Here is a 24,587-nt window from a genome sequence, read left to right as displayed (position 1 = left end):
ATGGCGCCCACGTCGCGGCCCCTCCACCATCGCCTGCGGCGACGGTCCCCCTCCCCATCGCTCCGCGACAGGGAGGATTTTCCGGCTCAAATTTTCTCGAACGTCACCAGCAGCCCGTCCTTGGGGCGCGGGATCGGCCACATATACCAGTCGGGGTCATAACCCTCGGCGACGCTGATGCGGTGCGTCGTGATCACATGGTGGAAAAAGATCTTCGCCTGCATGTAGGCGAAGTGCAGTCCCAGGCACATATGCGCGCCGCCGCCGAACGGCACCCAGGCATATTTGTGCCGCCCCTTCGCCCCCTCGGGCGAAAAGCGCATCGGGTCGAAGGTCTCGGGCTCGGGCCAATATTCGGGCATCATGTGCGTGTAGCCGGGATTGACCCCGACGCTGGTGCCGGCGGGGATGGTGTAGCCGCCGAATTCGAAATCGCGCAGTGCGCGGCGCGGGATGCTCGGCACCGGCGGGATCATCCGCAACGCTTCCTTGAACGCCCATTCGGTGAGTTCGAGCTCGTTCAGCGCATTATGTCCGACCCCCTCGCCCGCCGGCGCGACGCGGAGCATTTCCTCGCGGAGTCGGTCCTGCCATTCAGGGTTCTTGGCGAGCAGCCAGACCATCGAACTGATCGAACTGGTGATCGTGTCGTGCGCCGCCATCATCAGAAAGTTCATATGGTCGACGATCGCCTCGACGCCCAGATAATCGCCATTCTCGTCGCGCGCCTGACAGATTTGCGTGAACATGTCCTCGCCGTCCGAGGTGCGGCGTTCGGGGACCATCCTGCTGAAATAGTCGACCAGATATTTGCGCCCCGCGACGCCGCGCCCCATCGCGGTGAAGGGCAGCGGGCGGCGAACGATGCCGATCGACGCCTGCACCATGTCGACGAAGCTTTTGTTGATCTTCTCCGCCTCGGGACCCCAGGGGATGCCGAGGAAGCTGGTCGCGGCAAGGTCGAGCGTCAGTTGCTTGATCGCGGGATAGAATTTGAACGTCCGCCCGCTCCACGACGCGACGCGCGCCTTGATCCCGGCATTGAGGCTGTCGGCATAGAGCCGCATCGGTTCGGGCTTGAACGCGACCGACAAGGTCTTGCGGTCAGCGCGATGCTTTTCGAAATCCATCAACATCAGCCCGCGCGGGAAGAGCAGGTTGAGCACCGGCCCCCAGCCCTGCTCGGACGAGAAATTCTTGTCGCGGTCGAACATCGCCAGCTCGTTCGCCTCGGGCCCGTGGATAGCGACGCTGCGCCCGCCAAAGCTTTTGGTGCGATAGACCTTGCCATATTTGGCGACCATCCGACGCGAAAAGCCCTGCGGGTCCTTGAGCTGGTCGAGCGTGGTGCCGAGCAACGGCAGGCCATCCTCGCCCGGGATATGATCGAGCAGACTTTCGTCGTTGCGCGGCAGCCAGTGCTGCGTGTCGGAACCAAAGCGCGCTTCGGACCATGTGATTTTGGCGGGGGCGTTCATCGTGGGAGGTCCTCGTCAAAGGGCTGTTGTCCTTTGGGTATCGCACTACTGACATTGATGCAAGTAACGTCCCGTCGCCGATGCGACTCTATTCACCGCAAATTCAACTCGACTCGCGCAAATTGGCGGCCATGATGATCGGGCTGCCCCGGCAGTCCGCAACCAAGGACAAGAGCATGGCCAACTTCCTTCGCCGCCCCCTCGGGATCGCGCTCGGCGCGCTGGCGACGACCAGCCTCGGCGGCTGCTATTACGGCGACGTCAATGGCTATGGGTCGAGCTACGCCGGCAACGACTGCGTCGCGCAATATGGCAACGATTATTACGACGCCGATCCTTATGCCTATGACGACGGCTATGGTTATGACTGCTACGACGGCGGCGATTATGGCGCGGGTTTCGTCAACATCGGCTTCGGCGGCGGCTGGTACGACAATTATTATTACCCGGGTTCGGGCCTGTGGCTCTTCGATAGCTACAACAACCGCTACCCACTGCGTGGCCAGTATCTGAACTATTGGGGTGGGCGCCGCGCCTGGTGGAAACATCATGGCGGACGCGGCGACGGCCATTGGAACGGCAGCCGTCCGGGCCGTGGCGACGGTCCGCGCGGCGATGGCAGGCCCGGTGGCCGCCCCGGCGGCTGGGACGGGCGCGATCGCGACAATGATGGACCGCGGGGCACCCGCCCGCCGCGCCCCGGAACGGGCGCCGGCAATCCGCCGACGACCACGAACCCGATCGATCCCGGTCGCGGCAACGGTCGTCCGGGCGGTGGTTGGGGTGGTCCCGGCCGCGGCGACAATGATGGACCGCGCGGCACACGCCCGCCGAGGCCCGGCGCCGGCAACGGCAATCCGGCTCCGCCGACGGGGACGGTGCCGATCCGCCCCGGCCGCCCCGATCGCGGTCCGGGAGCCGGGCGCCCGCCGCAGCCCGACGGCAATAACGGCGGCGGCCGCCCGCGCCAGCAGTGGCAGGGAAATCCCGGCGGCAACGGATCGGCAGGCATACCGCCGCGTTCCGGTGGCAGCGCAGGGACCGCCCCGCGCCCGGCGCCGTCGCAGGCCGCCCCGCCCGTCCGGTCGGCACCACCCGCTGCGAGCGCGCCGCGCCCGTCGCCGTCGACGCGGGTAAGCCCCGCCGACCGACCGAACCGCGTCCGCGAGGACTGAACCGACGTCAGCCGGCGGCGCGCGGCGCCGCCGGCGTGGCCGCGACACCCTTTGACACCACCGTCGCGGCAACGAGGTCGCCGACGACGTTGAGCGTCGTGCGGCACATGTCGAGGAAGCGGTCGACGCCCAATATCAACCCGATCCCCTCGGGCGGCACCCCGACCGAGGCGAGGATCAGCGCGATCACCGGCAGCGATCCTGCCGGCACGCCCGCGGTGCCGATCCCGCCAAGAATGCACACGAGCATCACGAAAATCTGTTGCTGCAGCGTCAGGTCGACACCGAAGAATTGCGCGAGGAAGATCACCGTCACGCCCTCGAACATCGCGGTGCCGTTCTGGTTCGCGGTCGCTCCGATCGTCAACACGAAGCGCGCGACGCGGTCGGGCAGGCGCAACCGATCGTGCGCGACACGCAACGCCGTCGGCAAGGTCGCGTTCGACGAGGCGGTCGCGAAGGCCATCATCGAGGCCTCCTGCGTTTCGCGGAAAAAGGCGACCGGAGATTTTCCGGCGAAGATTTTCAGGATGATCGGGAAAACGACGAGCATCTGGATCGACAGCGCGAGCAGCACGACGCCGACAAAGGCCGACAGGCGAATGAGGAGGTCGAACCCGAACTGCGCCCCCAGATTGAACATGAAACAAAAGATCGCGATCGGCGCGAGCTGGATGACGAGGCCGATCAGCTTCATCGCGACTTCGAACACCCCCTCGACGACCGTCTTGAGTTGCCGGGTCTGTGGCGATTGCACCAGCATCAGCCCGATGCCGAAAAAGAGCGCGAAGAACATGACCGCGATCACCTCATTCTCGCTCATCGCAAGGAAGACATTACTGGGCACGATGGCGACGATCGCGTCTGCCCCGGTCTTCGCCTCGTGGCTGCTTTGAACGATGCTGCCCGCGCGGTCGGCGCCCTCGGCGATCAGCGACCGGGCCAGTTCCGGATCGACGCCCCCGCCGGGCTGCAGCAGGTTGACGACGAGCAGACTGATCGCGACGGCGATCGACGACACGATGACGGTGTAGACGAGCGTTCGCAGTCCGACCGTCCTGAGTGCCCGCATTTCGCCCATTTCGGCGACGCCGACGATCAGCGCGGACACCAACAGCGGGATGACGAGCATGAAGAGCAGGCGCAGGAATATCTCGCCAAATTTGCCCAGATAATAGGTCGCGGTATCGACCCACGCCGCGTCGGACGTGCCATAATGCGCCGCGAGGCCGAAGAGCAGGCCGGCGACGAAGCCGATCAGCATCCGCCATTGCAGTCGGCGGGCGCGCAGACCCTCGCGCTCCGCCTCGTCCATCGCTCCTTCGCCGGCCATGCTCAGCTCCTTGCTCGCCCCCCGTGGGACGGCCAGAAACTGCGCCTACACGCTATCCGGCCGCTGGCTTGCTGTCACCCTCCCCATCATCATCACGAAGATCGAGCCCGCGGGTTCCATGGTGCGGCGTATGCGCAGGGGCGTGTGGCCATTCAGCATCGGCCGGTTCGGGCACTTCGAGCATGCCTTCCCACTTGGCGATGACCGACGTTGCGACCGCGTTGCCCACGACATTGGTCGCCGAGCGGCCCATGTCGAGGAACTGGTCGATCCCCAGGATCAGCGCGACGCCCTCGACCGGCAGGCCGAACTGGGTCAGCGTCGCGGTGATGACCACCAGGCTCGCGCGCGGCACGCCCGCGATCCCCTTCGACGTCACCATCAACGTGAGCAGGATCAGTATCTGCGTGCCGACCGACAGATCGATGCCATAGGCCTGCGCAATGAAGAGCGTCGCAAAGCTCATATACATCATCGAGCCGTCGAGATTGAAGCTGTAGCCCAGCGGCAGGACGAAGCCCGAAACACGGCGCGGGACGCCGAAGCGGTCGAGCTGTTCGAACAGCTTGGGCAGCGCCGCTTCCGACGACGCAGTCGAAAAGGCGAGCAGCAGCGGTTCGACGATATAGCGCGCCAACGTCAGGATTCGCTTGCCGAGGAAGATCGCGCCGAGTCCGAACAGGATCATCCACAGCAAGGCGAGGCCGAGGTAGAATTCGAGGATCAGGCGCAGGAAGTCGAGCAGGATGCCGAGCCCGTTGACCGTGATCACGCCGGCGAGCGCGCCGAACACCGCAAAGGGCGCGAACAGCATCACATAGTTGGTGACCTGCAGCATCAATTCGGCAAGCACATCGACGGCGCGGACCAGCGGCGCCCCCCGCTCGCCCAGCGCCGACAGACCCACGCCGGCAAAGATCGAGAAGACGAGGATCTGGAGGATATTGTTCGCCGCCATCGCCCCGAAGATCGATTCGGGAAAGATATGCAAGATGAAGTCGCGCAGGTTGAGCGCCGAGGTCTTCACTTCGCCGATCTCCGCGGTCGGCGTCAGATCGAGTCCGACGCCCGGCTGAAGCAGGTTCACGAGCAGCAAACCCAGCGTGATCGACATGAAGCTGGCGCCGATGAACCACAGCAGCGATTTCAGGCCGATCCGGCCGAGCGCGGCGCTGTCCCCCATATTGGCGATGCCCGCGACGATCGTCGCCAGCACCAGCGGAGCGATGATCATCTTGATGAGATGGAGAAAGACGTCAGGCAGAATCTTGAAATAGCCGGCGATCGTCGCCGCGGCGTCCTTGTCGGCGCCGATCTGGGCATGTCCGATCGCGCCGGCGATAATGCCCAGCACCATGCCGACAAGAATGAATAAGGTCAGGCGTTTTGCCATGAAAAAAATGCTCCCTGATTCCGGGCTCGCCGGATTTTATGCGGGTGGGGTAACAGCCCCTCCGACGAGGGGCAATCGCATGTTACCGGATGGCGCGATCAAGGGGTCCAGAAGCTCAAGGCGAGCACCCCGGCGATGCCGGTCAGGATGTTGAGCGGTACCCCGATGCGCACGAAATCCATGAAGCGATAGTCGCCCGCGGCATAGACGAGGGTGTTGGTCTGATATCCGACCGGGGTCGCGAAACAGGCCGATGCGCCGAGCATCAAGGCGATCAGCAGCGGTTGCGGCGCCACCCCCGTCGACTGGGCGATCCCGATGACCAGCGGCCCCATCAGCGCCGCGACGGCATTGTTGCTGAGCAGTTCGGATAGCAGCAGCGCCGAGAAATAGACGATCGCGATCACCGCCCATTGCGGTGCGCCGATCAGGATCGGGTCGAGCGCGCCGACCATCAAGGCGACCGTTCCCGCCTGTTCGAGCGCGGCGCCGACCGCGAGCATCGCGAAGATCAGGATCAGCACATCGCCATCGATGCTGCCCCACGCCTCCGACGCGTCGATGCAGCGCGTGAGGAGGACGATGGCGACACCGATGAACGCCGCGATGCCGATCGACATGATGCCGGTCGCCGACAGCAGCACCGCGCTCGCCATCACCAGCATCGCGATCCACGCCCGGCGGCGGCGGAAGGCCGTGGCCGAGGCCATGGCGAGGCCGATCAGATTGGGATTGTCGCGCAACTGCGCGATATTCGCCTCGTCGGCATCGACCAGCAGCCGGTCGGCGGCGCGGATCCGGTTTTCCGACAGCGTTGGCCCCGGCAGATGGCGAAAGCGCGAGACGCCGAGGATGCGGACGCGCTGGCGCTGGAGGAAGGGAATTTCGGCGAGCGGACGATCGATCGAGCGATGGCTGGGCGCCACCGTCACCTCGACGACGGTCGAGTCCGGATCGGGGCTTTCGCCGATGCCGATCGCGAAACGCCGCTCGTTGCGCAGCGTCATCAGCGTCGCGCCGTCGAGCCGCGCGACGATCCGGTTGCCCGCTGCGAGGCGGTGATTCTGAGCATCGCTTCCCGTGACCAAACGCCCCCCCGCGATCACGCCGACGATCTGCGTGGGTGCGACGCCAACGCTCGCCGCCTCCAGCGCCATGTCGACCGCCGGATCATCCTCCGCCAGCCCCAGTTCGGTGAGATAAAGCTGCTCGGTCCCGTCGGCCTTTTCGGCGATGCGCGGGTAATCGGACGGCAGGAAGCGCGCCATGATCAGCAAGCCGACGACACCCGCCGCAGCGACCGCCAGCCCATAGGGCGTGATACTGAACAGCCCGAAGCGTTCGATCCCCGCCTGTTCGGCGATTCCGGCGACGACGAGGTTGGTCGAAGTACCGATCAGCGTCAGGCAGCCGCCGAGTACCGCGATCACCGACAGCGGCATCAGCAATTTCTTGGGAGAAACCCCCAGCGCCTCGGCGAGCCGGAAACAGACGGGCATCATCACCACGACAAAGGGGGTGCTGTTGATGAAACCCGAGACGAGCAGGCCGCCGCCGAACACTTCGAGTACTGCAAGGCGCGGGTGTTTGCGCGCGCGGTCGACGACATAATTGCCGACCTTGTCGATCACCCCGGTGCGGATCAGCGCGCCCGACAGGATGAACATCGCGCCGACGGTCAGCGGCGCACTGTTCGAAAAGACGCTGTACGCGCCCTTTTCGTCGAGCAGCCCGAGCGCGAGCATCGTGCCCGCCCCCGCCACCGCGACGACCGAGGGCGAAAAGCGTTCCCAGACGAAGGCCGCGAACATGCCCGCGAGCACAAAGAGGCCGATGACCGCCTTTTGCTCCGCGACAAATGCGGCAACGAACTCCACTAGGGCATCAGCCGTTTTGGGCTCTATGCAGCAACTTATGGTCGGCGAGGACAAGCGCCATCATCGCTTCGACCACGGGGGCACCGCGGATGCCGACGCAGGGGTCGTGGCGCCCCTTGGTGACGATGTCGGCAGCCTCGCCGGCCTTGTTGATCGTCGGCACCGGGGTGAGGATCGAACTGGTCGGCTTGAACGCGACGCGCACGACGACGGGCTGACCCGTCGAAATGCCGCCCGCGATGCCGCCGGCGTTGTTCGACAGGAAATCGGGGCGGTTGCTGCCGTCGCTCGCCGGGCGCATCGGGTCCGCATTTTCTTCGCCGCGCAGCCGCGCAGCCTGAAAACCCGCACCGATCTCGACGCCCTTGACGGCGTTGATCCCCATCATCGCGGCGGCAAGGTCGCTGTCGAGCTTGGCATAGATCGGGGCGCCCCAGCCGGCGGGTACGCCGCTCGCGGCGCATTCGATGACGGCGCCGAGCGAAGACCCCGATTTGCGCGCGGCGTCCATCAGCCCTTCCCAGCGCTGCGCCGCGGCGGGATCGGGACAGAAAAACGGATTGCGGTCGATTTCCTCGAGGTCGAAGTTCGCCGGATCGATCGCATCACCGCCGATTTCGGCGACCCAGGCGTGAATCTGCACTTCGGGGATCACGAGCCGCGCGACGCCGCCCGCCGCGACCCGCGCCGCGGTCTCGCGCGCGCTCGACCGCCCGCCGCCGCGATAGTCGCGGATGCCATATTTGGCATCATAGCTATAATCGGCGTGGCCGGGGCGATAGGCCTGCGCTATCTCGCCATAGTCCTTCGATCGCTGGTCGACATTCTCGATCATCAGGCTGATCGGCGTGCCGGTGGTCTTGCCCTCGAACACCCCCGACAGGATGCGCACCTGGTCGGGCTCCTGCCGCTGCGTTGTATGGCGCGACTGGCCGGGGCGGCGCTTGTCGAGATAGGGCTGGATGTCGCCTTCGGACAGCGACAGCCGCGGCGGACAGCCATCGACCACGGCGCCGAGCGCGGGGCCATGGCTTTCCCCCCAGGTCGTGAAGCGAAAGACGCGTCCGAAGCTGTTGAAACTCATAGCCTACCCCAAGCGACCGAATGCGGGTGCATAGTCCGCCCGTCCGCCTAGCGGCCAAGCCGCGTGCGAGTCCAGCATCATCGCCATGAAATGCGGCCCCGCAAAGGGCGATGCGAAGCGCGATGCGAGGTCGGGCGAATAGCCGAAGCGCGGGTAATAGTCGGCATGGCCGAGAACGAAGCTGATCGCGACGCCCTGTTTCCGCAGCGCGTCGAGACCGGCGCGGATCAGCGCGTCGCCGATACCCTGCCCCTGCAGGCCGGGCAGGACCGACACGGGCGCCAGTCCGGCAGCGCGCACCGCGCTGCCATCGGCCTCGACGTCCATCCGGCTGAATAGCACATGCCCCACCACAACGCCGTCCCGCGCGGCGACGAGCGACACCAGCGCATCGCCATCGGCGTCGATCATGCGGACGAGGTCGGCCTCACCCTGATAGCCATGATCGGTGCCGGCAAAGGCGGCGCGGTGGATGGCATCGATCGCGTCGGCGTCCGCAGCCGTGGCGGCGCGGATCGCCGGCGCGTCAGGCCAGCGCGATGTCGGGCGCATCTTCCTGCTTCATGCCGATCGTGTGATAGCCCGCATCGACATGATGCGTTTCGCCGGTGACCCCGCTCGCGAGGTCGCTGAGCAGATAGAGCGCCGAGCCGCCGACATCGTCGATGGTGACGTTGCGGCGCAGCGGCGCGTTATACTCGTTCCATTTCAGGATCAGGCGGAAATCGCCGATGCCGCTCGCGGCGAGCGTCTTGATCGGGCCGGCCGAGATCGCGTTCACGCGCACCCCCTGCGGGCCGTAATCATTGGCGAGATATTTGACGCTGGTTTCGAGCGCCGACTTGGCGACGCCCATGACATTGTAATGCGGGATGACCTTCTCGGCGCCATAATAGCTCAAGGTCAGCAGCGAGCCGCCGCCCTTGCCGGTTTCGGGATCGAACGGCGTCATCATCGCCTGGGCGCGCTTCGCGACCGCGGTGAAGCTGTAGACGCTGATGTTCATCGTCATCAGGAAATCGTCCAGCGTGACATCGGCATACGCCCCGCGCAACGCTTCCTTGTTGGTGTAACCTATGGCGTGGACGACGAAGTCGATCGTCGGCCAGCGCGCGGCCAGCGTCGCGAAGGTCGCGTCGAGATTGTCCATGTCGGACACGTCGCAATCGATCAGGAAATCGCAGCCAAGCTCGTCGGCGAGCGGCTTCACCCGCTTGAGCATCACATCGCCCTGATAGCTGAACGCCAGTTCGGCGCCCGCGCCGTGCAGCGCCTTGGCAATGCCCCAGGCGAGCGATTTGTCGTTGGCGAGGCCCATGATCAGCCCGCGTTTGCCCTGCATCAGACCCGTCATTTTGTGTCTCCGGTCTTTTCAATAATGATATCGTCGACGCGCCCAATAGCGTCGTGGCCCAAATCCTCAACCTCGACGAGCGCGGCGTTCAATTCGGCGCCCATCACCATACCCAATCCGACGAGGTAGAAAAAGAACAGCGCGACCATCACACCCGCGAGGCTGCCATAGGTTGCGTCATAGCTGAGCAGGGTGGCGAGCAGCGGCGGCAGCGCCAGCGTGACCCCGATCCACCACAGGGTGGTGAACAAGGCGCCGGGCCATTTGGGAAATTGTTTGCGGCGATATTTCGACGGGGTGAGGCTGTAGAACAGCATATAGATGGCGAGGAACAGCCCCGCGCCCGACACCCCGCGCGAAATCGCGACGACCCCGACAGACTGGAAGCGTTCGGGCAGCACCCGGGTGACGAATTGTTCGATGCCAACGATCAGCACCTGCATGCTGAACGACAGCAACATCAGCACCACGGCGCCGGTGATGATGCCGATCGACAACAGCCGATAGTGGAAAAACCCCTTGGAAAAATGGGTGCCATAGGCGCGGCGCAATATGTCGCGCACCGTCTCGATCAGGCTGCCCACCGTCCACAGCGCCACGAGCGCGCCGAGCCACAGGAAAATGCCGGTGCGCGCGGTCATCACCTCACGGATCGGGCCCGACAGCGCCTTGGCGACGGTCGGCGGCATCGTCGAGAACACCGCCTCGATCGCTGCCTCGCCGCCGACGCTGCCGCCGAAGATCGAAAAGGCGGCGGCGAGCAGGATGAAGAAGGGGAACAGCGCGATCAGCGCCAGATAGGCGAGATTGCCCGCGTGGATGAAGCCGTCGGTGTAAGTGCCGACGACGACGCGGCGCAAAATCCGGAAGACGCGGGTGCCGGGGCCGAGCGTCTCGCGCCCGCGGTCGATGACCCCCTGCGCCCGCGCGCGCAGCTTGACGCGCTTGGCACGCTCGGCGCGGGCTTCGGGCGAATGCGGCGAATGACCTTCGGCGAGGAACTCCTTGCCCACCTCTTGGGCGACCTCGCGCTCCAGTTCGGCGACAATCTTCTTCTCGGTCGCCTCAGCCACGCATCACACGCCAAGGTCCGCACGTACGGCACGCGCGTCGGTCCATTCGCCGACGAATTGGGTCAGCGCCGTATCGCCGGCGGGCAGGTCGACGACGAGCCGCACCAGCTGGTCGCCGCGCTCGCCGTTCTTCTGGCTGAAGCCCTTGCCCTTGAGCCGCATGACCTTGCCCGAGGTCGAAGCGGCGGGGATCGACAGCATCACCGGACCATCGACCGTCGGCACCTTGATCTTCGCCCCCAGCACCGCCTCGTTCAACGTCACCGGCAGGTCAAGGCGAATGTTCGCCCCGTCGCGGACATAGAAGGGATGGTCCTTGACGCTGATCGTCACGATACCGTCGCCATGGCCGCCCGGCCCCGGCTGCCCCTTACCGCCGAGGCGCATCTGCGTTCCCGTCTCGACCCCGGCGGGCAGTTTCAGGTCGATCGTGCCGCCATCGGCGAGCGTGATCCGCTGCGGTGCCTGTGTTGCGGCATCGACGAAGGACACGCCAAGGCGATAGGAGACGTTGGCGCCCTTTTGCGGCGGCGCGCTGCGCCCACCGAAACCGCCGAACGGTCCGCCACCCCCGCCACCCCCGCCGCGCCCGCCGAACAGCTCGTCGAAAATGCCGCCGAAATCGCTGCCTTCGTTGCCGAAGCCGCTGAACCCGCCCGGACCGCTCCGCTGGTCGCCGCGGAATCCACCGCCGCCGCCATAGCCGAAGGGCATCGCCGGATTGCCTTCGCCGTCGATCTCGCCGCGATCGAACTGGCCACGCTTGGTCTTGTCCGACAAGATGTCATAGGCCTTGGTGACGTCGGAGAATTTCTCCGACGCCTTCGGATTGTCCTTGTTCTTGTCGGGGTGCAATTCCTTGGCGAGTTTGCGGTACGCGGATTTGATTTCCGCTTCGCTTGCACTCTTTGCGACGCCAAGGGTGGAATAGGGATCTGCCATGCTGCTCCAATAGCCCGATAAGATGTTGGCCGGAAAGGCCCGATTGCGTCGCGATGTGGGAACGGGGTGGAAGGCGGTCAAGTTCCCCTTATCGCGCGTCTTTCGCTCGACCGCGCCCGCGTGCCGCATTAGAAGCGCGCGCATGAGCAACGACCCTTTCCCCCAGTTCGACGCCTGGTTCGCCGAAGCACGGGCCAGCGAGCCGAATGACGCCAATGCGATGGCGCTGGCGACCACGACCGCCGCCGGGCATCCGTCGCTGCGCATGGTACTGCTCAAGGGCCATGGACCCGACGGGTTCGTCTTCTACACCAACCTCGACAGCCGCAAGGGGGGCGAACTCGCCGCCAATCCGCATGTCGCTCTGCTCTTTCACTGGAAGTCGCTGCGCCGCCAGATCCGGATCGAGGGGCCGGTTGCGCCGGTCGACGATGCGATCGCCGATGCCTATTTTGCGACGCGCAGTCGCGACAGCCAGCTCGGCGCCTGGGCCAGCGATCAGTCGCGCCCGCTCGACGGGCGTGCGACGTTCGAGGCACGCTTTGCGGACATGCAGGCGCGGTTCGAGGGACAGGACGTGCCGCGCCCGCCGCGCTGGTCAGGCTGGCGCGTCACGCCCGGCCGCATCGAATATTGGCAGGATCGCGAACATCGCCTCCACGAGCGCACGCTGTTCGTGCGCGAGGGTGACGGCTGGTCGAAAGGATTTCTCTACCCATGAGCTGGCGCCGTTTTACGATCACCCAGGTCGACGCCTTTGCCGACCGGCCGTTCGCGGGCAATCCGGCCGCGGTGATGCCCCTCGACGAGTGGCTCGCCGACGATGTTCTGCAGGCGATCGCCGCCGAAAACAACCTCGCCGAAACCGCCTTCCTGATCCCCGACGAAAGCGGCGACGCCGATTATGAATTGCGCTGGTTCACGCCGGGGGTGGAGGTCGCGCTGTGCGGTCATGCGACGCTCGCGAGCGGACATGTGCTGCTCAGCGCCGCGCCCTGGCGCGACGACATGCGCTTTCGCACCCGCAAGGCCGGCATCTTGCGCGTCGCGCGCGACGGCGACGATGGGTACAAGATGGCGCTGCCGGCCTATCCGCCCGCCCCGAAAGTGATGTCCGACATCGCCAAGGCGATGGGCGGCGCGCCGGTCGAAACGCTGTGGCACCCCGGCGGCTATGCGCTGATCGTCTATGCCGACGCCGCGAATGTCCGCACCCTCGATCCCGACCTGCGCGCGCTGAAAGAGGGCGGCGATGTGCTCTATATCGCGACCGCGCGCGGTGACGGCGATCCGTCGGGCGCCGATGTCGTCAGCCGCTGCTTCGCGCCGGGCGCCGGGATCGACGAGGACCCGGTAACCGGATCGGCGCACAGCGTGCTCACCCCCTATTGGGTGGCGCAACTCGGCCGCGACCGCTTCGCCGCCTATCAGGCGAGCCGGCGCGGCGGCCATGTCGGGTGTCGGCTGGACGGCGCGATGGTCGAGCTCAGCGGCACCTGCGTCACGACGCTGGTGGGTGAGTTCCTGCTATAACGCTTCGGTCAGGTCGGCGAGGTGCCGGCGCAGTTCGGGGAACTGGTCGTCCTTGGTGATGCCAAGCCGCACGATCGTTACCCGCTGCGACGGCGAGACGATGATATATTGCCCCTGATGCCCGATGCAGGCGAACAGGTCGTTCGGGCCGCGGTCGGGCCATAGGGCGACATCTGCGCCGCGTGGGCGCGGGCGGTTGAGCCAGATATGGCCGCCATAGCCCGGGTCCCTCGGCGACGGCGCGAGCATGAAACTCATCCAGCTTTCGGGAAGCAGGCGCTGGCCGTTCACCACGCCATGGTTGCGCAGAAATTCGCCGAACTTGGCATAATCGCGTGCGGTCGCGTGCATCACCGACCCGCCGATCATCGTCCCCGCCGCGTCGAACTCAGGAGTCAGGCTGGTCATGCCGAGCGGTTCGGCAAGGCGCCCGCCGATGAAGTCGCGCATCGCATCGCGCCGCGCGTCGGGGCTTTTCGACGGAGTCAGCGTGTCGGCGATGATGTCTGCAAGGATGACGCTGGTCGCCGAGCTGTAATTGAAGACCTCGTCGGGCTGTGCCGCCGCGGGTTTGGCCTCGGCAAACGCCGCCATGTCGGGCGCGCCAGTGCCGAACAGCATCGTCACCGTATCGCCCTGCCACACCGGGTCGCCATTTTCGACATGCTCGAGCCCCGAGGACATGTGGAGCAGATGCTTGAGGCCGATCGCACCGCGCGGGTCGCCGCTGCGCTGCCAGGCCGCGACCGGCGCGGGGCCGTCGAGCGACAATTGCCCGTCGGCGACGAGGAAGCCGGTGAGCACAGCGGTGATGCTTTTCGCCATCGACCAGCTGATCAGTTTGGAGTCGGGGCCGAAACCTTCGCCATAGCGTTCGTAGATCGGCTGGCCATCGCGCAGCACATAGAGCGCGCGCGTTTCGCCCACCGCGTCGGCATCGGCGAACAGCGCGTCGGCCTTTGCCTTGATCGCGGGCGCCAGCGCGGGCAGCGGCGTCAAGGTCTCGACCGCGCCCTTCGGCATCGGCACGCCGATCGCCGGGCCGGGTGCGGCGGGCGCGATCGTCGCGGAACCCGCGGCATGGGTCAGCGACCAGACACCGAACAGCGCGAGCGCGGCACTTGCCAGCATGGCTTTTTTCGTGATCATGGGGCCAGTGACTAACACCAACCCGCCCGCAGCCGCAACGCCCGAGCCGGTGCCGGCACCGGCACCGGCACCGCCGCCGACGAGCGAGTCGCCCATCGTGCCCGAGCGGCTGCGCAAACCGCGCCGCCCGAGCCGCTGGGGCGGCTGCCTGCCGTGGGTGGTGATCCTCGGCGTGCTCGCGGCGATTTTCCTGATCTGGAAATTCCCCTCGTTCAAGGCGCAGGCCGAACTCGGGTCGGCCTATGCCGCGCGGGTCGGTTGTTCGTGCCGCTATGTCCAGGGCCGCAGCCTCGAAAGCTGCCAGAGCGATTTCGAACCCGGCATGGAACTGGTGTCGCTGGCCGAAGACCCGGCGACCAAGACGGTCACCGGCAGCGTGCCGCTGCTCGCGTCGCGCAGCGCGCGTTTTGCGGGTGCCAGCGGGTGTTTGCTCAGGCCCGAGGATTAGGACCGAACAGCGCGGCGCCGACCGCGACCGCCGCGGGCGTGCCGAAGACCAGGATCCAGATCGCCGCCTCTTCGCCCCAGCCGTAACCGGCGTAGAGCACCCCGACGAGCAAATTGCCGATCGACACGATCAGCCACAGCAGGATGAACAGCCGCGTCGCGCGGCGGGTGTCACGGATCGCCAGGCGCAGGACGATCAACAGCAGGACACCCGCGATCAGCATGATGACGGTGTGCGACATAATCATTCTCCCCCTGCGATGGCGGCACTGGCGTTCCGCCGCCGCCATTCGCCCGGCGACGCCCCGAGCTTCGCACGAAAGGCCGCGCACAGATGCGCGTGGCTCGAAAAGCCCGTGGCAAAGGCGATTTCGGCGACCGACAGCGGCCGGTTCATCAGATACCAGCAGGCGCGCCGCAACCGCTGACGCAGCAGATATTGGGCCGGGGTGCGTCCGGTGGCGCGCGCGACATGGACGATCAGGCTGTTGACCGACATGCCCGCTTCGGCCGCCATATCCTCGACGGTCAGCGACATCTCGATCCGCGCTTCGATCAGCGCCAGCAGCGCATCGATCCGCCGCGCGACCGCGACCGGCGCGGGACGCACCGCCGCGCCGTCGAGCGTGGCCGCCAGCAGCGTCAGCAACGGCGTTGCCGCCGAGGCCTCGCCCGCCGCGAGCCCGCGCACCAGCGCCGCCAGCGCGCGGTCATCGTGACCGGCAAGCGCGCGCCCGCCGGCTGCAATCGTCAGCGCATCGGCTGGAATCTCGACCGCGACATAGCGGACCGCGCCCCCTTCGGCGGCGCCGCGATACTCGCGTCCGGCCGGCGCAAGCCACATCTCACCGGGCAAGGGATCGCCGAGCGAGGTGCGGCGCCCGTCGAGCCATGTCTGCAGCCGGTGATAGCTGCCCGCTTCGTGGAGCATCAGCGCATGGGCGTCGCGTTCGATCACCCAGGTGGCCGGACCGCCCAGCCGTTCCTCGATCCTCGCCGCGGTGAGTCCCCCCTGCATCGGGCGATTATGCGCAACTGTGGGAGAATCTGAAAGCCCCGAATCACGAGCGATCCTAGCGTGGCATGCCACTCTTCCAACCATGGGACCAAGTTCATGAGCATTCACGACATCAACGGAAAAACCGTCCTCATCGCCGGCGGCGCCAAGAATCTCGGCGGCCTCATCGCCCGCGACTTCGCCGCGAACGGCGCCGCTGCGGTCGCCGTCCATTACAACAGCGATGCGGCGCGTGCCGAAGCCGATGAGACCGTCGCCGCGATCGAGGCGGCGGGCGCGAAGGGCTTCGCCTTTCAGGCCGACCTGACCACCGCCGGCGCGGTCGAGAAGCTGTTCGCCGACGCCAGAGACGCGATGGGCAGCATCGACATCGCGATCAACACCGTCGGCAAGGTACTGAAGAAACCGATGGTCGAAATCAGCGAGGCCGAGTTCGACGAAATGAGCGCGGTGAACAGCAAAGCGGCCTTCTTCTTCCTGAAGGAAGCGGGCCGGAACGTCAGCAACGGCGGCAAGGTCTGCACCCTCGTCACCTCGCTGCTCGGCGCCTACACGCCCTTTTATGCGAGCTATGCCGGCACCAAGGCGCCGGTGGAACATTATACCCGCGCCGCGTCGAAGGAATTCGGCGACCGCGGCATCTCGGTGACCGCGATCGGGCCGGGCCCGATGGACACGCCCTTTTTCTACCCGGCCGAGGGGCCCGAAGCCGTCGCCTATCACAAGACGGCGGCGGCGCTGTCGCCCTTCAGCCCGACGGGGCTGACGCATATCGAGGATATCGTGCCGTGGATCCGTTTCCTCGTCACCGACGGCTGGTGGATGACCGGCCAGACGATCCTCGTCAACGGGGGTTATACGACCAAATAGAACCCCCGAGGCGGGCGGCCCCACACCCCTCCCGGGGCCGCCCGCCGCTTCCTTCGAAGGGCGTCAGGCGAGGAAGGCGTCCATCGCGGCATTGACCGCACCCGGCGCTTCCCACGTCACGAAATGGCCGCAGCCCGGCACCTTCACGATCGTCGCGTTCGGTACCAGTTCGTCCATGCCATCGAGATTGCTCGGCGGCAGCGCGACGTCGTCGAGCGCCCAGATGACGAGCGTCGGGATTTCGAGCTTCGGAAAGGGCATGGCGGGCGGCTCGACGAAAGGCGCATGCATCGCGGGCACGTCGAGCGGCGAGGCGCGGTACCAGTTAAGCATGCCGAAAGCGGCAGCGGGGTCCTGCCAGTCGGCAAGCGACCGCGCGATTTCCTCGGGCGGGGCGACCGTGCCCGCGAGGCGACCCTCGAACGCCTTGGCGAGCAGCCCGGCGAGCCCCTGTTCGCGGACCAGCGCGTCGCTCGCGGGGTCTCGGAACAGGCGGATATATTGGCTCGCGGCGCGCTGCGCGGGATCGACATGCAGAAGCCGGCCGAAGATGCCGGGGTGCGGCGCGTTGGCGATCACCGCGCGCGTGACGCGCCCGGCCCACGCCGGATACAGCCCGCCCGGCTGGCCGGCGAGCGCCACGCCCCAGCTGATCGCCCCGCCCCAGTCGTGCCCGACGATGGTGAAGGTTTCGACCCCCAGCGCATCGGCGAGCGCGAAGAGGTCGGCGATCAATTTGTCGGGGGTGTAGTCGGCAGCATCCTGCGGCTTCGACGACCCGCAATAACCGCGCTGGTCGGGCGCGATACAGCGAAAGCGGTCGGCGAAATGCGGTAGCTGATGCCGCCAGGTGCGATGCGATTCGGGAAAGCCGTGGAGGAAGATGAGCGCCGGTGCATCGCGCGGGCCGATGTCGACGACGTCGAGTTCGACCCCGGTCGAAAGCTTCACCCGCTGCTGCTCGAAATCGCCGGCCATCCTGTGCTCCCTTGAGTTGCGTTTCGCAACGAGATGACGGGGATCGGCGAGACTGGCAAGCCATGTTGCGGCGGCCGTGGCACCGAAGCTCCGAAACCCGGCTTAAGGGCACAAAAGCCCCGCATGGATGTATAGAAAATGTGGCCTTTGTGACTTTAAGCGGGTCAGGCGAGATAGGGACGATCTATTCCGCGAGGCCGGCGACATGGTCATCCGGCAGGATAGATCATGCCGATATTTTTTAGGAAAGCCTTTTCGCCGGAGAAGTCGGCTTTTGGGCGATTGCGGTCATATGTNATCCTCCCTGTGGCGAAGCCATGGGGAGGGGGACCGCGCCCGAAGGGCGTGGTGGAGGGGCCGAAAGGTCGCGCGACGCCTGACGGCGTCGGCCCCTCCGTCAGCGGCTAAAGCCGCTGCCACCTCCCCATCGCTTCGCGACAGGGAGGATTACGAACGCCCGCTTCCCACCCCAAGGCCGCGCCGGCACGCACCTGCGGCAGGCTTAGGGATAGCTGACCGTCTTCGGCACCTCGGGGATCGGGATGAACTCCTCGCTGTCGCCGGGAACGAGCGGGAATTTGCGATCCTGCCAATCGTGCTTCGCCTGGTTGATCCTCTCGCGGCTCGAACTGACGAAATTCCACCACACATGGCGCGGCGTCGAAAAAGCTTCGCCGCCGAGCAGCATCACCCGCGCATCGCTGTCGGCGCGCAGCGTCATCGCCTGACCGGGCTTCAATATATAGAGGCTGTAGCGGTCGAGTTTTTCGCCATCGAGGCTCGCGTCGCCAAGCGCCACGAGGATCGCGCGCTCGTCGGCATCGGCCTCGACCGGCATTGTCGCGCCCGCGAGCATCAATATATCGGCATAGATCGTCGCGGCATGCTGGGTGATCGGCGAGGTCTTGCCCCACAGGCTGCCCATGATGATCCGCGCCGACACGCCGCTGTCCTCGACCAGCGGCAGATCGTCCTTTGCGACATGTTCGAACGCCGGGTCGATCTCTTCCTTGCCGTCGGGCAGCGCGAGCCAGGTCTGCATCCCCGAAATGCCCGATCCGCTTGCGCGCTCCGCGGCCGGGGTCCGTTCCGAATGGACGATGCCGCTGCCCGCAGTCATCAGGTTGCAGGCGCCGGGGCGAATGGTCGCGAGCGTGCCGAGGCTGTCGCGATGCTCGATCGCGCCCTCGAACAAATAGGTCACGGTCGCGAGGTTGATATGCGGGTGCGGGCGCACGTCCATGCCGGCACCGATGTCGAAATGCGCCGGACCGAACTGGTCGACGAAGATGAAGGGACCGACCATCGTCCGCGTCTTGTTCGGCAAGGTCCGCCGTACCTCGAAAGCACCGAGGTCGTGACTTGAGGGGGTGATGATCTCCATCGGTCAGTCCAGCCTTTCGAGCGTCAGCCGCGTCTTTTCGGTTTCAACATTGCCGGTGTTCAGCGTCGAACCGGGTTCGAGCAGCAGCACCTGGCATTCGCCATCGAGCGCTTCGGGACAATGTTCGGTTCCGTGCGGCACGATGATGAACTCGCCGGGTTCGACGATCACGTCGCGGTCACGCAGCCCCATCCTCATCCGTCCCGCGACGACGAGGAACAGTTCGTCCTCGGCATCATGGTGATGCCAGTCGAACTTGCCCGCGAACTTCACCAGCTTGACCTGGAAATTGTTGATGTCGCCCGCGACGCGCGGGTTCCAATGGTCGTGAAAGCTCGCGAACGCCTCCGCCAGATTGACCTTGTCTGTCATCACCCCTCTCCCGGCGCCGTCGCCCGGATCGCGAGCGCATGGACGCGCTGCCCGGGAAGGTCGCCGAGCGCCTTGTTCACCGCCCGCTGGCGCGCGACGCGGTTCAGGCCGGCGAAGCCCGACCATTCGATGGTCAGGCTGAAATGCGATTCGCCGCTGCCGTCATCGCCGCTGTGGCCATGATGTTTGGCGCTGTCGTTGCTGAGGGCGAAATCAGCGTCGGGAAAGGCCGCGGTCAGCAGGCTTTCCATCTCTTTTTGTACGGGTCCGGGCGTGCTCATGACTTGACCATAAGCGCTTCGTCGCCAAATGATAAGGCCTCCCCCAACGCTTCAGACGCCCCGAGAGCCCGCCTTGCCGTCCCCGACCCGCCCGACCCGTTTCCATGGCCGCGTGCCCCGCGAAGACCGCTGCGCCGCGCCCGGATGCCGCGAGGCAGGCGAATTTCGCGCCCCGATTCCCGCGACCCGCTCACCCGACGGGCCGCCACAATATCGCTGGCTGTGCCTCGACCATGTCCGCGAGTTCAACAGCGGCTATAATTATTTCGAGGGAATGAGCGCCGACCAGATCCTGGCGGCGCAAACCCCGACCGCGGGCTGGGAAACCGAAAGCCGCACCTTCCGCCCCGCCGGCAGCGCCGACCTGCCGCCGCGCTGGGCCGATTTCAAGGACCCGATCGACGCGCTGGGGGCGCGGTTCCGCCAGCGGATGGACGAGGCGCGGCGCGAAGCGGCGAACCCCGGCCTGTCGCGCGAAGAGCATGCCGCGATACAATTGCTGGGGCTGCCGGCAGACGCCGACCGCGCGGCGCTGCGGCGGCGCTACAGCGAGCTGGTGCGCAAATACCACCCCGACCGCAACGGCGGCGACCGCAGCCATGAGGCGAGACTCGGCGAGGTTGTTGCGGCATATCAGTTGCTGCGAAAGACGAAGGCCTTCGCCTAGGGGCGTTGCAGGGAGAGCGGCGATGAGCGAACTGGACAAGAAGCGCATCGAGGTGGTTCGCCGCCATATGGCGCTGGAAATCACCCACGACTGGGACGGGGTGATCGCGACCTTCGACCATCCGCGCTACGAGCTGCTCGGTCCCGGCACGGTGTTCGACGGCGAAGCCGCCGTCCGTTCCTATTTCGCCGCCTCGCGCGAGCCTTTTCCCGACCAGGCGAACGAGGTGATCGCGATCGCCGCCGATGCCGCGACCGACACGGTGCTGGTCGAATTCTGGCTGACCGGCACCCATCTCGGGCCGCTCCGGCTCGGCCTGCGGACGGTCGAGCCGACCGGCAAGGCCTTTCGGGTGCGCATGGCGGCGAGCTTCCAGTTCGCGCCGGGCAGCGACAAGATCGTCTGCGAACGCCCCTATTACGACCAGTCGGCAGTGATGAAGGCGCTCGATCTCATCTGAAAAGGCGTTGCAAGGCGAAACCTACGCCTATACCGCGCTAGCCGAAGCGTCGGACGAACCGGCGACTCTCCCCTGTTTGTTTCGCTGGACCTCTGACATGACTGATATCCCCAACAGCCTCGCCGACCATCATGGTTCGACCCTGCTCGCCGCCCCCGATGTCGAGGTCAGCGCGCGCGAGATGTTCGGGGTCGATATCGACATGATGGTCCCCGCGTTCAGCGAGGCCGACGCGCGTGTCCCCGATCTCGATCCGGCCTATGTCTTCGACGGCGACACCACGCTCGCGATCCTCGCGGGCTTCAAATACAACCGCCGCGTGATGGTCCAGGGCTATCATGGCACCGGCAAGTCGACGCATATCGAACAGGTCGCGGCGCGGCTGAAATGGCCGTGCATCCGCGTCAACCTCGACGCGCATATCAGCCGCATCGACCTGGTCGGGCGCGACGCGATCGTGCTCAAGGACGGACAGCAGGTCACCGAATTTCGCGAAGGCCTGCTCCCCTGGGCGCTACAGACCCCGACCGCGCTCGTCTTCGACGAATATGACGCCGGCCGCCCCGACGTGATGTTCGTGATCCAGCGCGTGCTCGAGACCGAGGGCAAGCTGACGCTGCTCGACCAGAATCGCGTCATCCGCCCGAACCCTTACTTCCGGCTGTTCTCGACCGCGAATACCGTCGGGCTCGGCGACACGAGCGGGCTGTATCATGGCACGCAGCAGATCAACCAGGGCCAGATGGACCGCTGGAACATCGTCGTCACGCTAAACTATCTGCCCGCCGCGACCGAAAGCGCGATCATCCTCGCCAAGGTGCCCGACACTGACGACACGACCGTCGCCAATATGGTCAAGGTCGCCGATCTGACCCGCCAGGGTTTCATCAATGGCGACATCTCGACCGTGATGTCGCCGCGCACGGTGATCAGCTGGGCCCAGAATGCCGCGATCTTCAACAACCTCGGCTTCGCCTTCCGCCTGACCTTCCTCAACAAGTGCGACGAGGCCGAACGGATGATCGTCGCCGAATATTATCAGCGCGTGTTCGGCGAGGACCTGCCCGAGGGGGTGGTCGGCAAGTGATGCCGCTTCGCCACCTCGCGGTGGCGTGCGCGGCGCTGACGCTCTCCGGCTGCGCCGTCGCGGTCGATTATGGCAATGTTCGCCATGCCGACTATGTCGCCGACGCGCGCTGCACCGCGGCGCCGGGCGCAACGCTCGATACTGATGCGCTGCCGCTGTTCTTTGCGACGAGCCGGCTGCCCGATTGCCGCACGCCCGATATCCAGTTGTTGAACCATCGCGGCGACCGGATGCGTTATGGCCGGTTCAATGCGCCGCAAGAAGCCAAGGTGGACGGCAAAAAACAATTGCGCACCCCGATGGCGTTCCAGGCGCCGGGCGACTGGTGGAAGGCGCTGCAGGCCGAGACCGACCGGCGGCAGGGCCGCGTGCTGCTCTATGTCCATGGCTATCGCGAGAGTTTCGCGACGACATCGCGCGACGCGGCGCAGATCGCCCGCATGACGAATTTCGACGGGCCGGTGATCGAATATAGCTGGCCCTCGCAGCACAAGCTGCTCGGCTATGCGGTCGATGAAACCAACATGTATCACGACGTCCGCAACTTCCGCGATTTCCTCAAGACGCTGGCCGAGCAGGGCTGGGTCAAGGAAATCGTGATCGTCTCGCACTCGCTCGGCGCGCGGCTGGTGATTCCGGCGATATCCTATGTCGATCGCACGTCGAGCAGCGCCGACAGCAGCAACATCTCGAACATCATCCTCGCCTCGCCCGACATCGACCGCGAAACGTTCGAACGCGACATCGAGGAAGAGGTGCTCGCCCCCCGCCGGGTCGCGCGCGACCGGCGGATCACCGTCTATGTGTCGCACAAGGACAAGGCGCTGGCGGCGTCGCGCACGCTGCACGGCTATCCGCGGCTCGGTTCGCCCTATTGCTTCGACCCGTTCGAAGCGGCGGACCTGAAGGCCAAGGGATTGCCGGTGCGCTGCTATCCCGCGGCGGTCGCGGGCCTCACCGTCGTCGACGCGACCGACGTGTCACGCGGCGCGACGGGGCACAGCAATTTCCTGCGCAGTTCGGTCGTCTGCCGCGATTTCGTCGACGTCGTCGCGGGCAAGCGGACGCGGCCCGAGCGGACGGCAACCCAGTTCGCGCATGTGTTCCGGCTGATGCCCGATCCCGCGATGCCGATCGAGCAGGATCAGGCGGTCTGCAACTGGATCTTCTAACCGAAGCCGCACATGATCGCGACATTGGTGAGCCAGACCACCGGCCCCTCGCCCGTCCACAGCCACAGCCCGCCGACCGCGACCACCAGGAAAATCGCGAGCGCGATTCCGTCCTGGCGCTGGAGCTTCATGCCGGTTGCAACCGTTTGACCGGCCCGTCGGCGATCGGCAGGTGGACGAGCCCCGCGAACAGCCCGAGCGCGATCGAGAAGCCCCAGGCGATATTATAGCTGCCGGTGGCGTCGAAGATCAGCCCGGCGGTGTAGGCGCCAAAGAAGCTGCCGAGCTGGTGGCTGAGGAAGACGATGCCATAGAGCATCGAGAGATAGCGGATGCCGAAGACGCGCCCGACGATGCCGCTGGTCAGCGGCACGGTGCCGAGCCACAGGAACCCCATCGCGCCGGCGAAGACCAGCGCGCTGGCGTGGGTCAGCGGCAGGAAGAGGAAGAGCGCGATCACCACCGAGCGCGCGACATACAGCCCCGACAGGACATATTTCTGGCGCAGCACATCGCCCGCGCGGCCGAACACATAGGAGCCGAGGATGTTGAACAGCCCGACGAGCGCGAGCACCTGCGCCCCGATCTCGATGCCGAGCCCCTTGTCGTCGAGATAGGCCGGCAGGTGCGTCGCGATGAAGGCGATGTGGAAACCGCAGACGAAGAAGCCGGCGTTGAGCAGCCAGAAGCCGCGGTGGACCGCGGCCTCGCGCAGCGCCTCGCGCGCGCTCTGCTCAACCTCCGCTGCCACGCCGGGGCTGGCGTCGGTGCGTCCCGCGACGCCAACCGCGAGCAGACCGCATAGCGCGACGAGACCCGCCATGATCCACAGCGTTTCGTGATAGCCGATATCGCGCAGCAGCATCGACGCGAGCGGCACGACGAGGAACTGCCCGAGCGAGCCGCCCGCGGTGACGATGCCGAAGGCGCTGCTGCGCTTTTCGGGGCTGACGACGCGGCCGACCGCGCCGAGCACAACGACAAAGGTGGTCGCCGACTGCGCCATGCCGATCAGCAGGCCGAAGCTGATATGCAGCCCGATCGCGTCGGTCGCGAACGCCGCACCGATCAGCCCGAGCGCATAGAGCAGCGCGCCGCCGAGCACGACCCGCCCCGCGCCATGTTTGTCGGGGAGCGCGCCGACGAAGGGCTGGACCAGCCCGAACAGCAGATTCTGCAGCGCCATCGCGAGTCCGAAGTCCGACCGGCTGATCCCGATGTCGACGCTCATCTGCGGCAGGAAGAGGCCAAAGCTCTGACGCACGCCCATCGCCAGCGTGACGATGAACGCCGCGCAGAGAATGACGATCCAAGGCTTTTTCATGGGAGAGGTCATGCCCGGCGGATGCGCCCGCGCCCGGCGAGCGTCAAGCAAGCATCGCTATACCTCCGGCATCCCGGGCTTGATCCGGGACCCGCCTTTTTCTTCAAGACAAGGGGTCCAGGATCGAGTCCGGGGT

At 66.1% G+C, this 24,587-nt stretch carries 27 protein-coding genes; 9 read left to right on the top strand and 18 right to left on the bottom strand.

Annotated features, from left to right (window positions below; all coding sequences use genetic code 11):
- Positions 1–86: 86 nt before the first annotated feature.
- Complete coding sequence (locus tag ASD67_RS15060; protein ID WP_056348894.1) at positions 87–1,478, bottom strand: cytochrome P450; 1,392 nt, start codon at positions 1,476–1,478, stop codon at positions 87–89.
- A gap of 176 nt (positions 1,479–1,654) precedes the next feature.
- On the opposite strand from ASD67_RS15060, the gene ASD67_RS15055 reads away from it, so the two are divergent.
- A complete protein-coding gene (locus tag ASD67_RS15055; RefSeq protein ID WP_156377732.1) occupies positions 1,655–2,653 on the top strand; it encodes a hypothetical protein in 999 nt (332 codons plus the stop codon).
- 7 nt (positions 2,654–2,660) lie between these two features.
- Here the strand turns inward: ASD67_RS15055 and ASD67_RS15050 are convergent, their stop codons facing one another.
- The 8 genes from ASD67_RS15050 to ASD67_RS15015 all read right to left on the bottom strand — a co-directional run bounded on the left by ASD67_RS15050 (position 2,661) and on the right by ASD67_RS15015 (position 11,709).
- The gene (locus tag ASD67_RS15050; RefSeq protein WP_056348888.1) at positions 2,661–3,986 is read right to left on the bottom strand and encodes a dicarboxylate/amino acid:cation symporter; all 1,326 of its coding nucleotides are present in this window, start codon (positions 3,984–3,986) and stop codon (positions 2,661–2,663) included.
- Between the two features lie 52 nt (positions 3,987–4,038).
- On the bottom strand, positions 4,039–5,379 hold the full coding sequence (locus ASD67_RS15045; protein WP_056348885.1) for a dicarboxylate/amino acid:cation symporter: 1,341 nt from the start codon (positions 5,377–5,379) through the stop codon (positions 4,039–4,041).
- 98 nt (positions 5,380–5,477) lie between these two features.
- Entirely contained in the window at positions 5,478–7,256 is a 1,779-nt protein-coding gene (locus tag ASD67_RS15040; RefSeq protein ID WP_056348882.1) for an SLC13 family permease, read from the bottom strand.
- A gap of 7 nt (positions 7,257–7,263) precedes the next feature.
- Positions 7,264–8,340, bottom strand: coding sequence for a chorismate synthase (gene aroC, locus ASD67_RS15035; RefSeq protein ID WP_056348880.1), 1,077 nt, complete (start codon positions 8,338–8,340; stop codon positions 7,264–7,266).
- A gap of 3 nt (positions 8,341–8,343) precedes the next feature.
- Complete coding sequence (locus ASD67_RS15030) at positions 8,344–8,892, bottom strand: GNAT family N-acetyltransferase (protein ID WP_056348877.1); 549 nt, start codon at positions 8,890–8,892, stop codon at positions 8,344–8,346.
- On the bottom strand, positions 8,867–9,694 hold the full coding sequence (gene fabI, locus ASD67_RS15025; protein ID WP_056348874.1) for an enoyl-ACP reductase FabI: 828 nt from the start codon (positions 9,692–9,694) through the stop codon (positions 8,867–8,869). The genes ASD67_RS15030 and fabI overlap by 26 nt, the downstream gene beginning before the upstream one ends.
- Complete coding sequence (locus ASD67_RS15020; RefSeq protein WP_082545094.1) at positions 9,691–10,767, bottom strand: YihY/virulence factor BrkB family protein; 1,077 nt, start codon at positions 10,765–10,767, stop codon at positions 9,691–9,693. The genes fabI and ASD67_RS15020 overlap by 4 nt, the downstream gene beginning before the upstream one ends.
- Positions 10,768–10,770: 3 nt before the next feature.
- Positions 10,771–11,709: a DnaJ C-terminal domain-containing protein gene (locus ASD67_RS15015; protein WP_056351960.1), complete on the bottom strand. Its 939-nt coding sequence runs from the start codon at positions 11,707–11,709 to the stop codon at positions 10,771–10,773.
- Between the two features lie 142 nt (positions 11,710–11,851).
- Here ASD67_RS15015 and pdxH point away from each other — a divergent pair, with 142 nt between their 5' ends.
- Entirely contained in the window at positions 11,852–12,430 is a 579-nt protein-coding gene (pdxH, locus tag ASD67_RS15010; protein ID WP_056348872.1) for a pyridoxamine 5'-phosphate oxidase, read from the top strand.
- Complete coding sequence (locus ASD67_RS15005) at positions 12,427–13,242, top strand: PhzF family phenazine biosynthesis protein (protein ID WP_056348868.1); 816 nt, start codon at positions 12,427–12,429, stop codon at positions 13,240–13,242. Before pdxH ends, ASD67_RS15005 begins: the two co-directional genes overlap by 4 nt.
- Here the strand turns inward: ASD67_RS15005 and ASD67_RS15000 are convergent.
- Positions 13,237–14,391, bottom strand: a complete 1,155-nt coding sequence (locus tag ASD67_RS15000) for a serine hydrolase domain-containing protein (RefSeq protein WP_056351958.1) — start codon at positions 14,389–14,391, stop codon at positions 13,237–13,239. The genes ASD67_RS15005 and ASD67_RS15000 overlap by 6 nt on opposite strands.
- On the opposite strand from ASD67_RS15000, the gene ASD67_RS14995 reads away from it, so the two are divergent.
- Complete coding sequence (locus ASD67_RS14995) at positions 14,390–14,839, top strand: hypothetical protein (RefSeq protein WP_443028044.1); 450 nt, start codon at positions 14,390–14,392, stop codon at positions 14,837–14,839. The genes ASD67_RS15000 and ASD67_RS14995 overlap by 2 nt on opposite strands.
- On the opposite strand, the gene ASD67_RS14990 is transcribed toward ASD67_RS14995, so the two are convergent.
- Together ASD67_RS14990 and ASD67_RS14985 are read right to left on the bottom strand one after the other, a co-directional pair.
- On the bottom strand, positions 14,823–15,080 hold the full coding sequence (locus ASD67_RS14990) for a hypothetical protein (RefSeq protein WP_056348864.1): 258 nt from the start codon (positions 15,078–15,080) through the stop codon (positions 14,823–14,825). The two genes, ASD67_RS14995 and ASD67_RS14990, sit on opposite strands and share 17 nt — an antisense overlap.
- A gap of 2 nt (positions 15,081–15,082) precedes the next feature.
- On the bottom strand, positions 15,083–15,856 hold the full coding sequence (locus tag ASD67_RS14985; RefSeq protein WP_056348862.1) for an AraC family transcriptional regulator: 774 nt from the start codon (positions 15,854–15,856) through the stop codon (positions 15,083–15,085).
- A 96-nt stretch (positions 15,857–15,952) separates the two neighbouring features.
- On the opposite strand from ASD67_RS14985, the gene ASD67_RS14980 reads away from it, so the two are divergent.
- Positions 15,953–16,726, top strand: a complete 774-nt coding sequence (locus tag ASD67_RS14980) for an SDR family oxidoreductase (protein WP_056348859.1) — start codon at positions 15,953–15,955, stop codon at positions 16,724–16,726.
- A gap of 63 nt (positions 16,727–16,789) precedes the next feature.
- Here the strand turns inward: ASD67_RS14980 and ASD67_RS14975 are convergent, their stop codons facing one another.
- From ASD67_RS14975 to ASD67_RS14960, 4 genes are all read right to left on the bottom strand, one after another.
- Positions 16,790–17,704 carry an alpha/beta fold hydrolase gene (locus ASD67_RS14975; protein WP_056348856.1) on the bottom strand — a complete coding sequence of 305 codons (915 nt, stop codon included), beginning with the start codon at positions 17,702–17,704 and terminating at the stop codon, positions 16,790–16,792.
- A 502-nt stretch (positions 17,705–18,206) separates the two neighbouring features.
- Positions 18,207–19,088: a pirin family protein gene (locus ASD67_RS14970; protein WP_056348854.1), complete on the bottom strand. Its 882-nt coding sequence runs from the start codon at positions 19,086–19,088 to the stop codon at positions 18,207–18,209.
- A gap of 3 nt (positions 19,089–19,091) precedes the next feature.
- Complete coding sequence (locus ASD67_RS14965) at positions 19,092–19,460, bottom strand: cupin domain-containing protein (RefSeq protein ID WP_056348852.1); 369 nt, start codon at positions 19,458–19,460, stop codon at positions 19,092–19,094.
- A complete protein-coding gene (locus ASD67_RS14960; protein WP_056348849.1) occupies positions 19,460–19,711 on the bottom strand; it encodes a BolA family protein in 252 nt (83 codons plus the stop codon). Before ASD67_RS14960 ends, ASD67_RS14965 begins: the two co-directional genes overlap by 1 nt.
- Positions 19,712–19,769: 58 nt before the next feature.
- Between ASD67_RS14960 and ASD67_RS14955 the strand changes: the two genes are divergently transcribed.
- The 4 genes from ASD67_RS14955 (at position 19,770) to ASD67_RS14940 (ending at position 23,127) form a co-directional block, all read left to right on the top strand.
- Positions 19,770–20,408 (top strand): J domain-containing protein, encoded by a 639-nt coding sequence (locus tag ASD67_RS14955; protein ID WP_082545091.1) that lies wholly within the window; start codon positions 19,770–19,772, stop codon positions 20,406–20,408.
- A gap of 22 nt (positions 20,409–20,430) precedes the next feature.
- The gene (locus ASD67_RS14950; protein WP_056348843.1) at positions 20,431–20,868 is read left to right on the top strand and encodes a nuclear transport factor 2 family protein; all 438 of its coding nucleotides are present in this window, start codon (positions 20,431–20,433) and stop codon (positions 20,866–20,868) included.
- Between the two features lie 97 nt (positions 20,869–20,965).
- Entirely contained in the window at positions 20,966–21,955 is a 990-nt protein-coding gene (gene cobS, locus ASD67_RS14945) for a cobaltochelatase subunit CobS (RefSeq protein ID WP_056351951.1), read from the top strand.
- A complete protein-coding gene (locus ASD67_RS14940) occupies positions 21,955–23,127 on the top strand; it encodes an alpha/beta hydrolase (protein ID WP_082545090.1) in 1,173 nt (390 codons plus the stop codon). The genes cobS and ASD67_RS14940 overlap by 1 nt, the downstream gene beginning before the upstream one ends.
- Here the strand turns inward: ASD67_RS14940 and ASD67_RS23880 are convergent.
- Positions 23,124–23,258, bottom strand: a complete 135-nt coding sequence (locus ASD67_RS23880) for a hypothetical protein (protein ID WP_268798861.1) — start codon at positions 23,256–23,258, stop codon at positions 23,124–23,126. The genes ASD67_RS14940 and ASD67_RS23880 overlap by 4 nt on opposite strands.
- Positions 23,255–24,463 (bottom strand): MFS transporter, encoded by a 1,209-nt coding sequence (locus ASD67_RS14935; RefSeq protein WP_056348838.1) that lies wholly within the window; start codon positions 24,461–24,463, stop codon positions 23,255–23,257. Before ASD67_RS14935 ends, ASD67_RS23880 begins: the two co-directional genes overlap by 4 nt.
- Between the last annotated feature and the right edge of the window lie 124 nt (positions 24,464–24,587).

It is taken from the genome of Sphingopyxis sp. Root1497 (assembly GCF_001427085.1).
Classification (GTDB): Bacteria; Pseudomonadota; Alphaproteobacteria; order Sphingomonadales; family Sphingomonadaceae; genus Sphingopyxis.
Note: the sequence above shows the minus strand (reverse complement) of the source record. Positions and strands in the feature narration are given on the sequence as shown.

Excerpts from the sequence above, each read along its gene's own strand:
- ASD67_RS14955 (WP_082545091.1), top strand. The coding sequence starts at position 19,770 with ATGATAAGGCCTCCCCCAACGCTTCAGACGCCCCGAGAGCCCGCCTTG.
- ASD67_RS14980 (WP_056348859.1), top strand. The coding sequence starts at position 15,953 with ATGAGCATTCACGACATCAACGGAAAAACCGTCCTCATCGCCGGCGGC.
- fabI (WP_056348874.1), bottom strand. The coding sequence starts at position 9,694 with ATGACGGGTCTGATGCAGGGCAAACGCGGGCTGATCATGGGCCTCGCC.
- ASD67_RS15030 (WP_056348877.1), bottom strand. The coding sequence starts at position 8,892 with ATGCGCCCGACATCGCGCTGGCCTGACGCGCCGGCGATCCGCGCCGCC.
- ASD67_RS14995 (WP_443028044.1), top strand. The coding sequence starts at position 14,390 with ATGGGGCCAGTGACTAACACCAACCCGCCCGCAGCCGCAACGCCCGAG.
- pdxH (WP_056348872.1), top strand. The coding sequence starts at position 11,852 with ATGAGCAACGACCCTTTCCCCCAGTTCGACGCCTGGTTCGCCGAAGCA.
- ASD67_RS15045 (WP_056348885.1), bottom strand. The coding sequence starts at position 5,379 with ATGGCAAAACGCCTGACCTTATTCATTCTTGTCGGCATGGTGCTGGGC.
- ASD67_RS14970 (WP_056348854.1), bottom strand. The coding sequence starts at position 19,088 with ATGGAGATCATCACCCCCTCAAGTCACGACCTCGGTGCTTTCGAGGTA.
- aroC (WP_056348880.1), bottom strand. The coding sequence starts at position 8,340 with ATGAGTTTCAACAGCTTCGGACGCGTCTTTCGCTTCACGACCTGGGGG.
- ASD67_RS15000 (WP_056351958.1), bottom strand. The coding sequence starts at position 14,391 with ATGATCACGAAAAAAGCCATGCTGGCAAGTGCCGCGCTCGCGCTGTTC.
- ASD67_RS14975 (WP_056348856.1), bottom strand. The coding sequence starts at position 17,704 with ATGGCCGGCGATTTCGAGCAGCAGCGGGTGAAGCTTTCGACCGGGGTC.
- ASD67_RS14965 (WP_056348852.1), bottom strand. The coding sequence starts at position 19,460 with ATGACAGACAAGGTCAATCTGGCGGAGGCGTTCGCGAGCTTTCACGAC.
- ASD67_RS14950 (WP_056348843.1), top strand. The coding sequence starts at position 20,431 with ATGAGCGAACTGGACAAGAAGCGCATCGAGGTGGTTCGCCGCCATATG.
- cobS (WP_056351951.1), top strand. The coding sequence starts at position 20,966 with ATGACTGATATCCCCAACAGCCTCGCCGACCATCATGGTTCGACCCTG.
- ASD67_RS15055 (WP_156377732.1), top strand. The coding sequence starts at position 1,655 with ATGGCCAACTTCCTTCGCCGCCCCCTCGGGATCGCGCTCGGCGCGCTG.
- ASD67_RS14960 (WP_056348849.1), bottom strand. The coding sequence starts at position 19,711 with ATGGAAAGCCTGCTGACCGCGGCCTTTCCCGACGCTGATTTCGCCCTC.
- ASD67_RS15050 (WP_056348888.1), bottom strand. The coding sequence starts at position 3,986 with ATGGCCGGCGAAGGAGCGATGGACGAGGCGGAGCGCGAGGGTCTGCGC.
- ASD67_RS23880 (WP_268798861.1), bottom strand. The coding sequence starts at position 23,258 with ATGAAGCTCCAGCGCCAGGACGGAATCGCGCTCGCGATTTTCCTGGTG.
- ASD67_RS15060 (WP_056348894.1), bottom strand. The coding sequence starts at position 1,478 with ATGAACGCCCCCGCCAAAATCACATGGTCCGAAGCGCGCTTTGGTTCC.
- ASD67_RS14935 (WP_056348838.1), bottom strand. The coding sequence starts at position 24,463 with ATGACCTCTCCCATGAAAAAGCCTTGGATCGTCATTCTCTGCGCGGCG.
- ASD67_RS14990 (WP_056348864.1), bottom strand. The coding sequence starts at position 15,080 with ATGTCGCACACCGTCATCATGCTGATCGCGGGTGTCCTGCTGTTGATC.
- ASD67_RS15015 (WP_056351960.1), bottom strand. The coding sequence starts at position 11,709 with ATGGCAGATCCCTATTCCACCCTTGGCGTCGCAAAGAGTGCAAGCGAA.
- ASD67_RS14985 (WP_056348862.1), bottom strand. The coding sequence starts at position 15,856 with ATGCAGGGGGGACTCACCGCGGCGAGGATCGAGGAACGGCTGGGCGGT.
- ASD67_RS14940 (WP_082545090.1), top strand. The coding sequence starts at position 21,955 with ATGCCGCTTCGCCACCTCGCGGTGGCGTGCGCGGCGCTGACGCTCTCC.
- ASD67_RS15005 (WP_056348868.1), top strand. The coding sequence starts at position 12,427 with ATGAGCTGGCGCCGTTTTACGATCACCCAGGTCGACGCCTTTGCCGAC.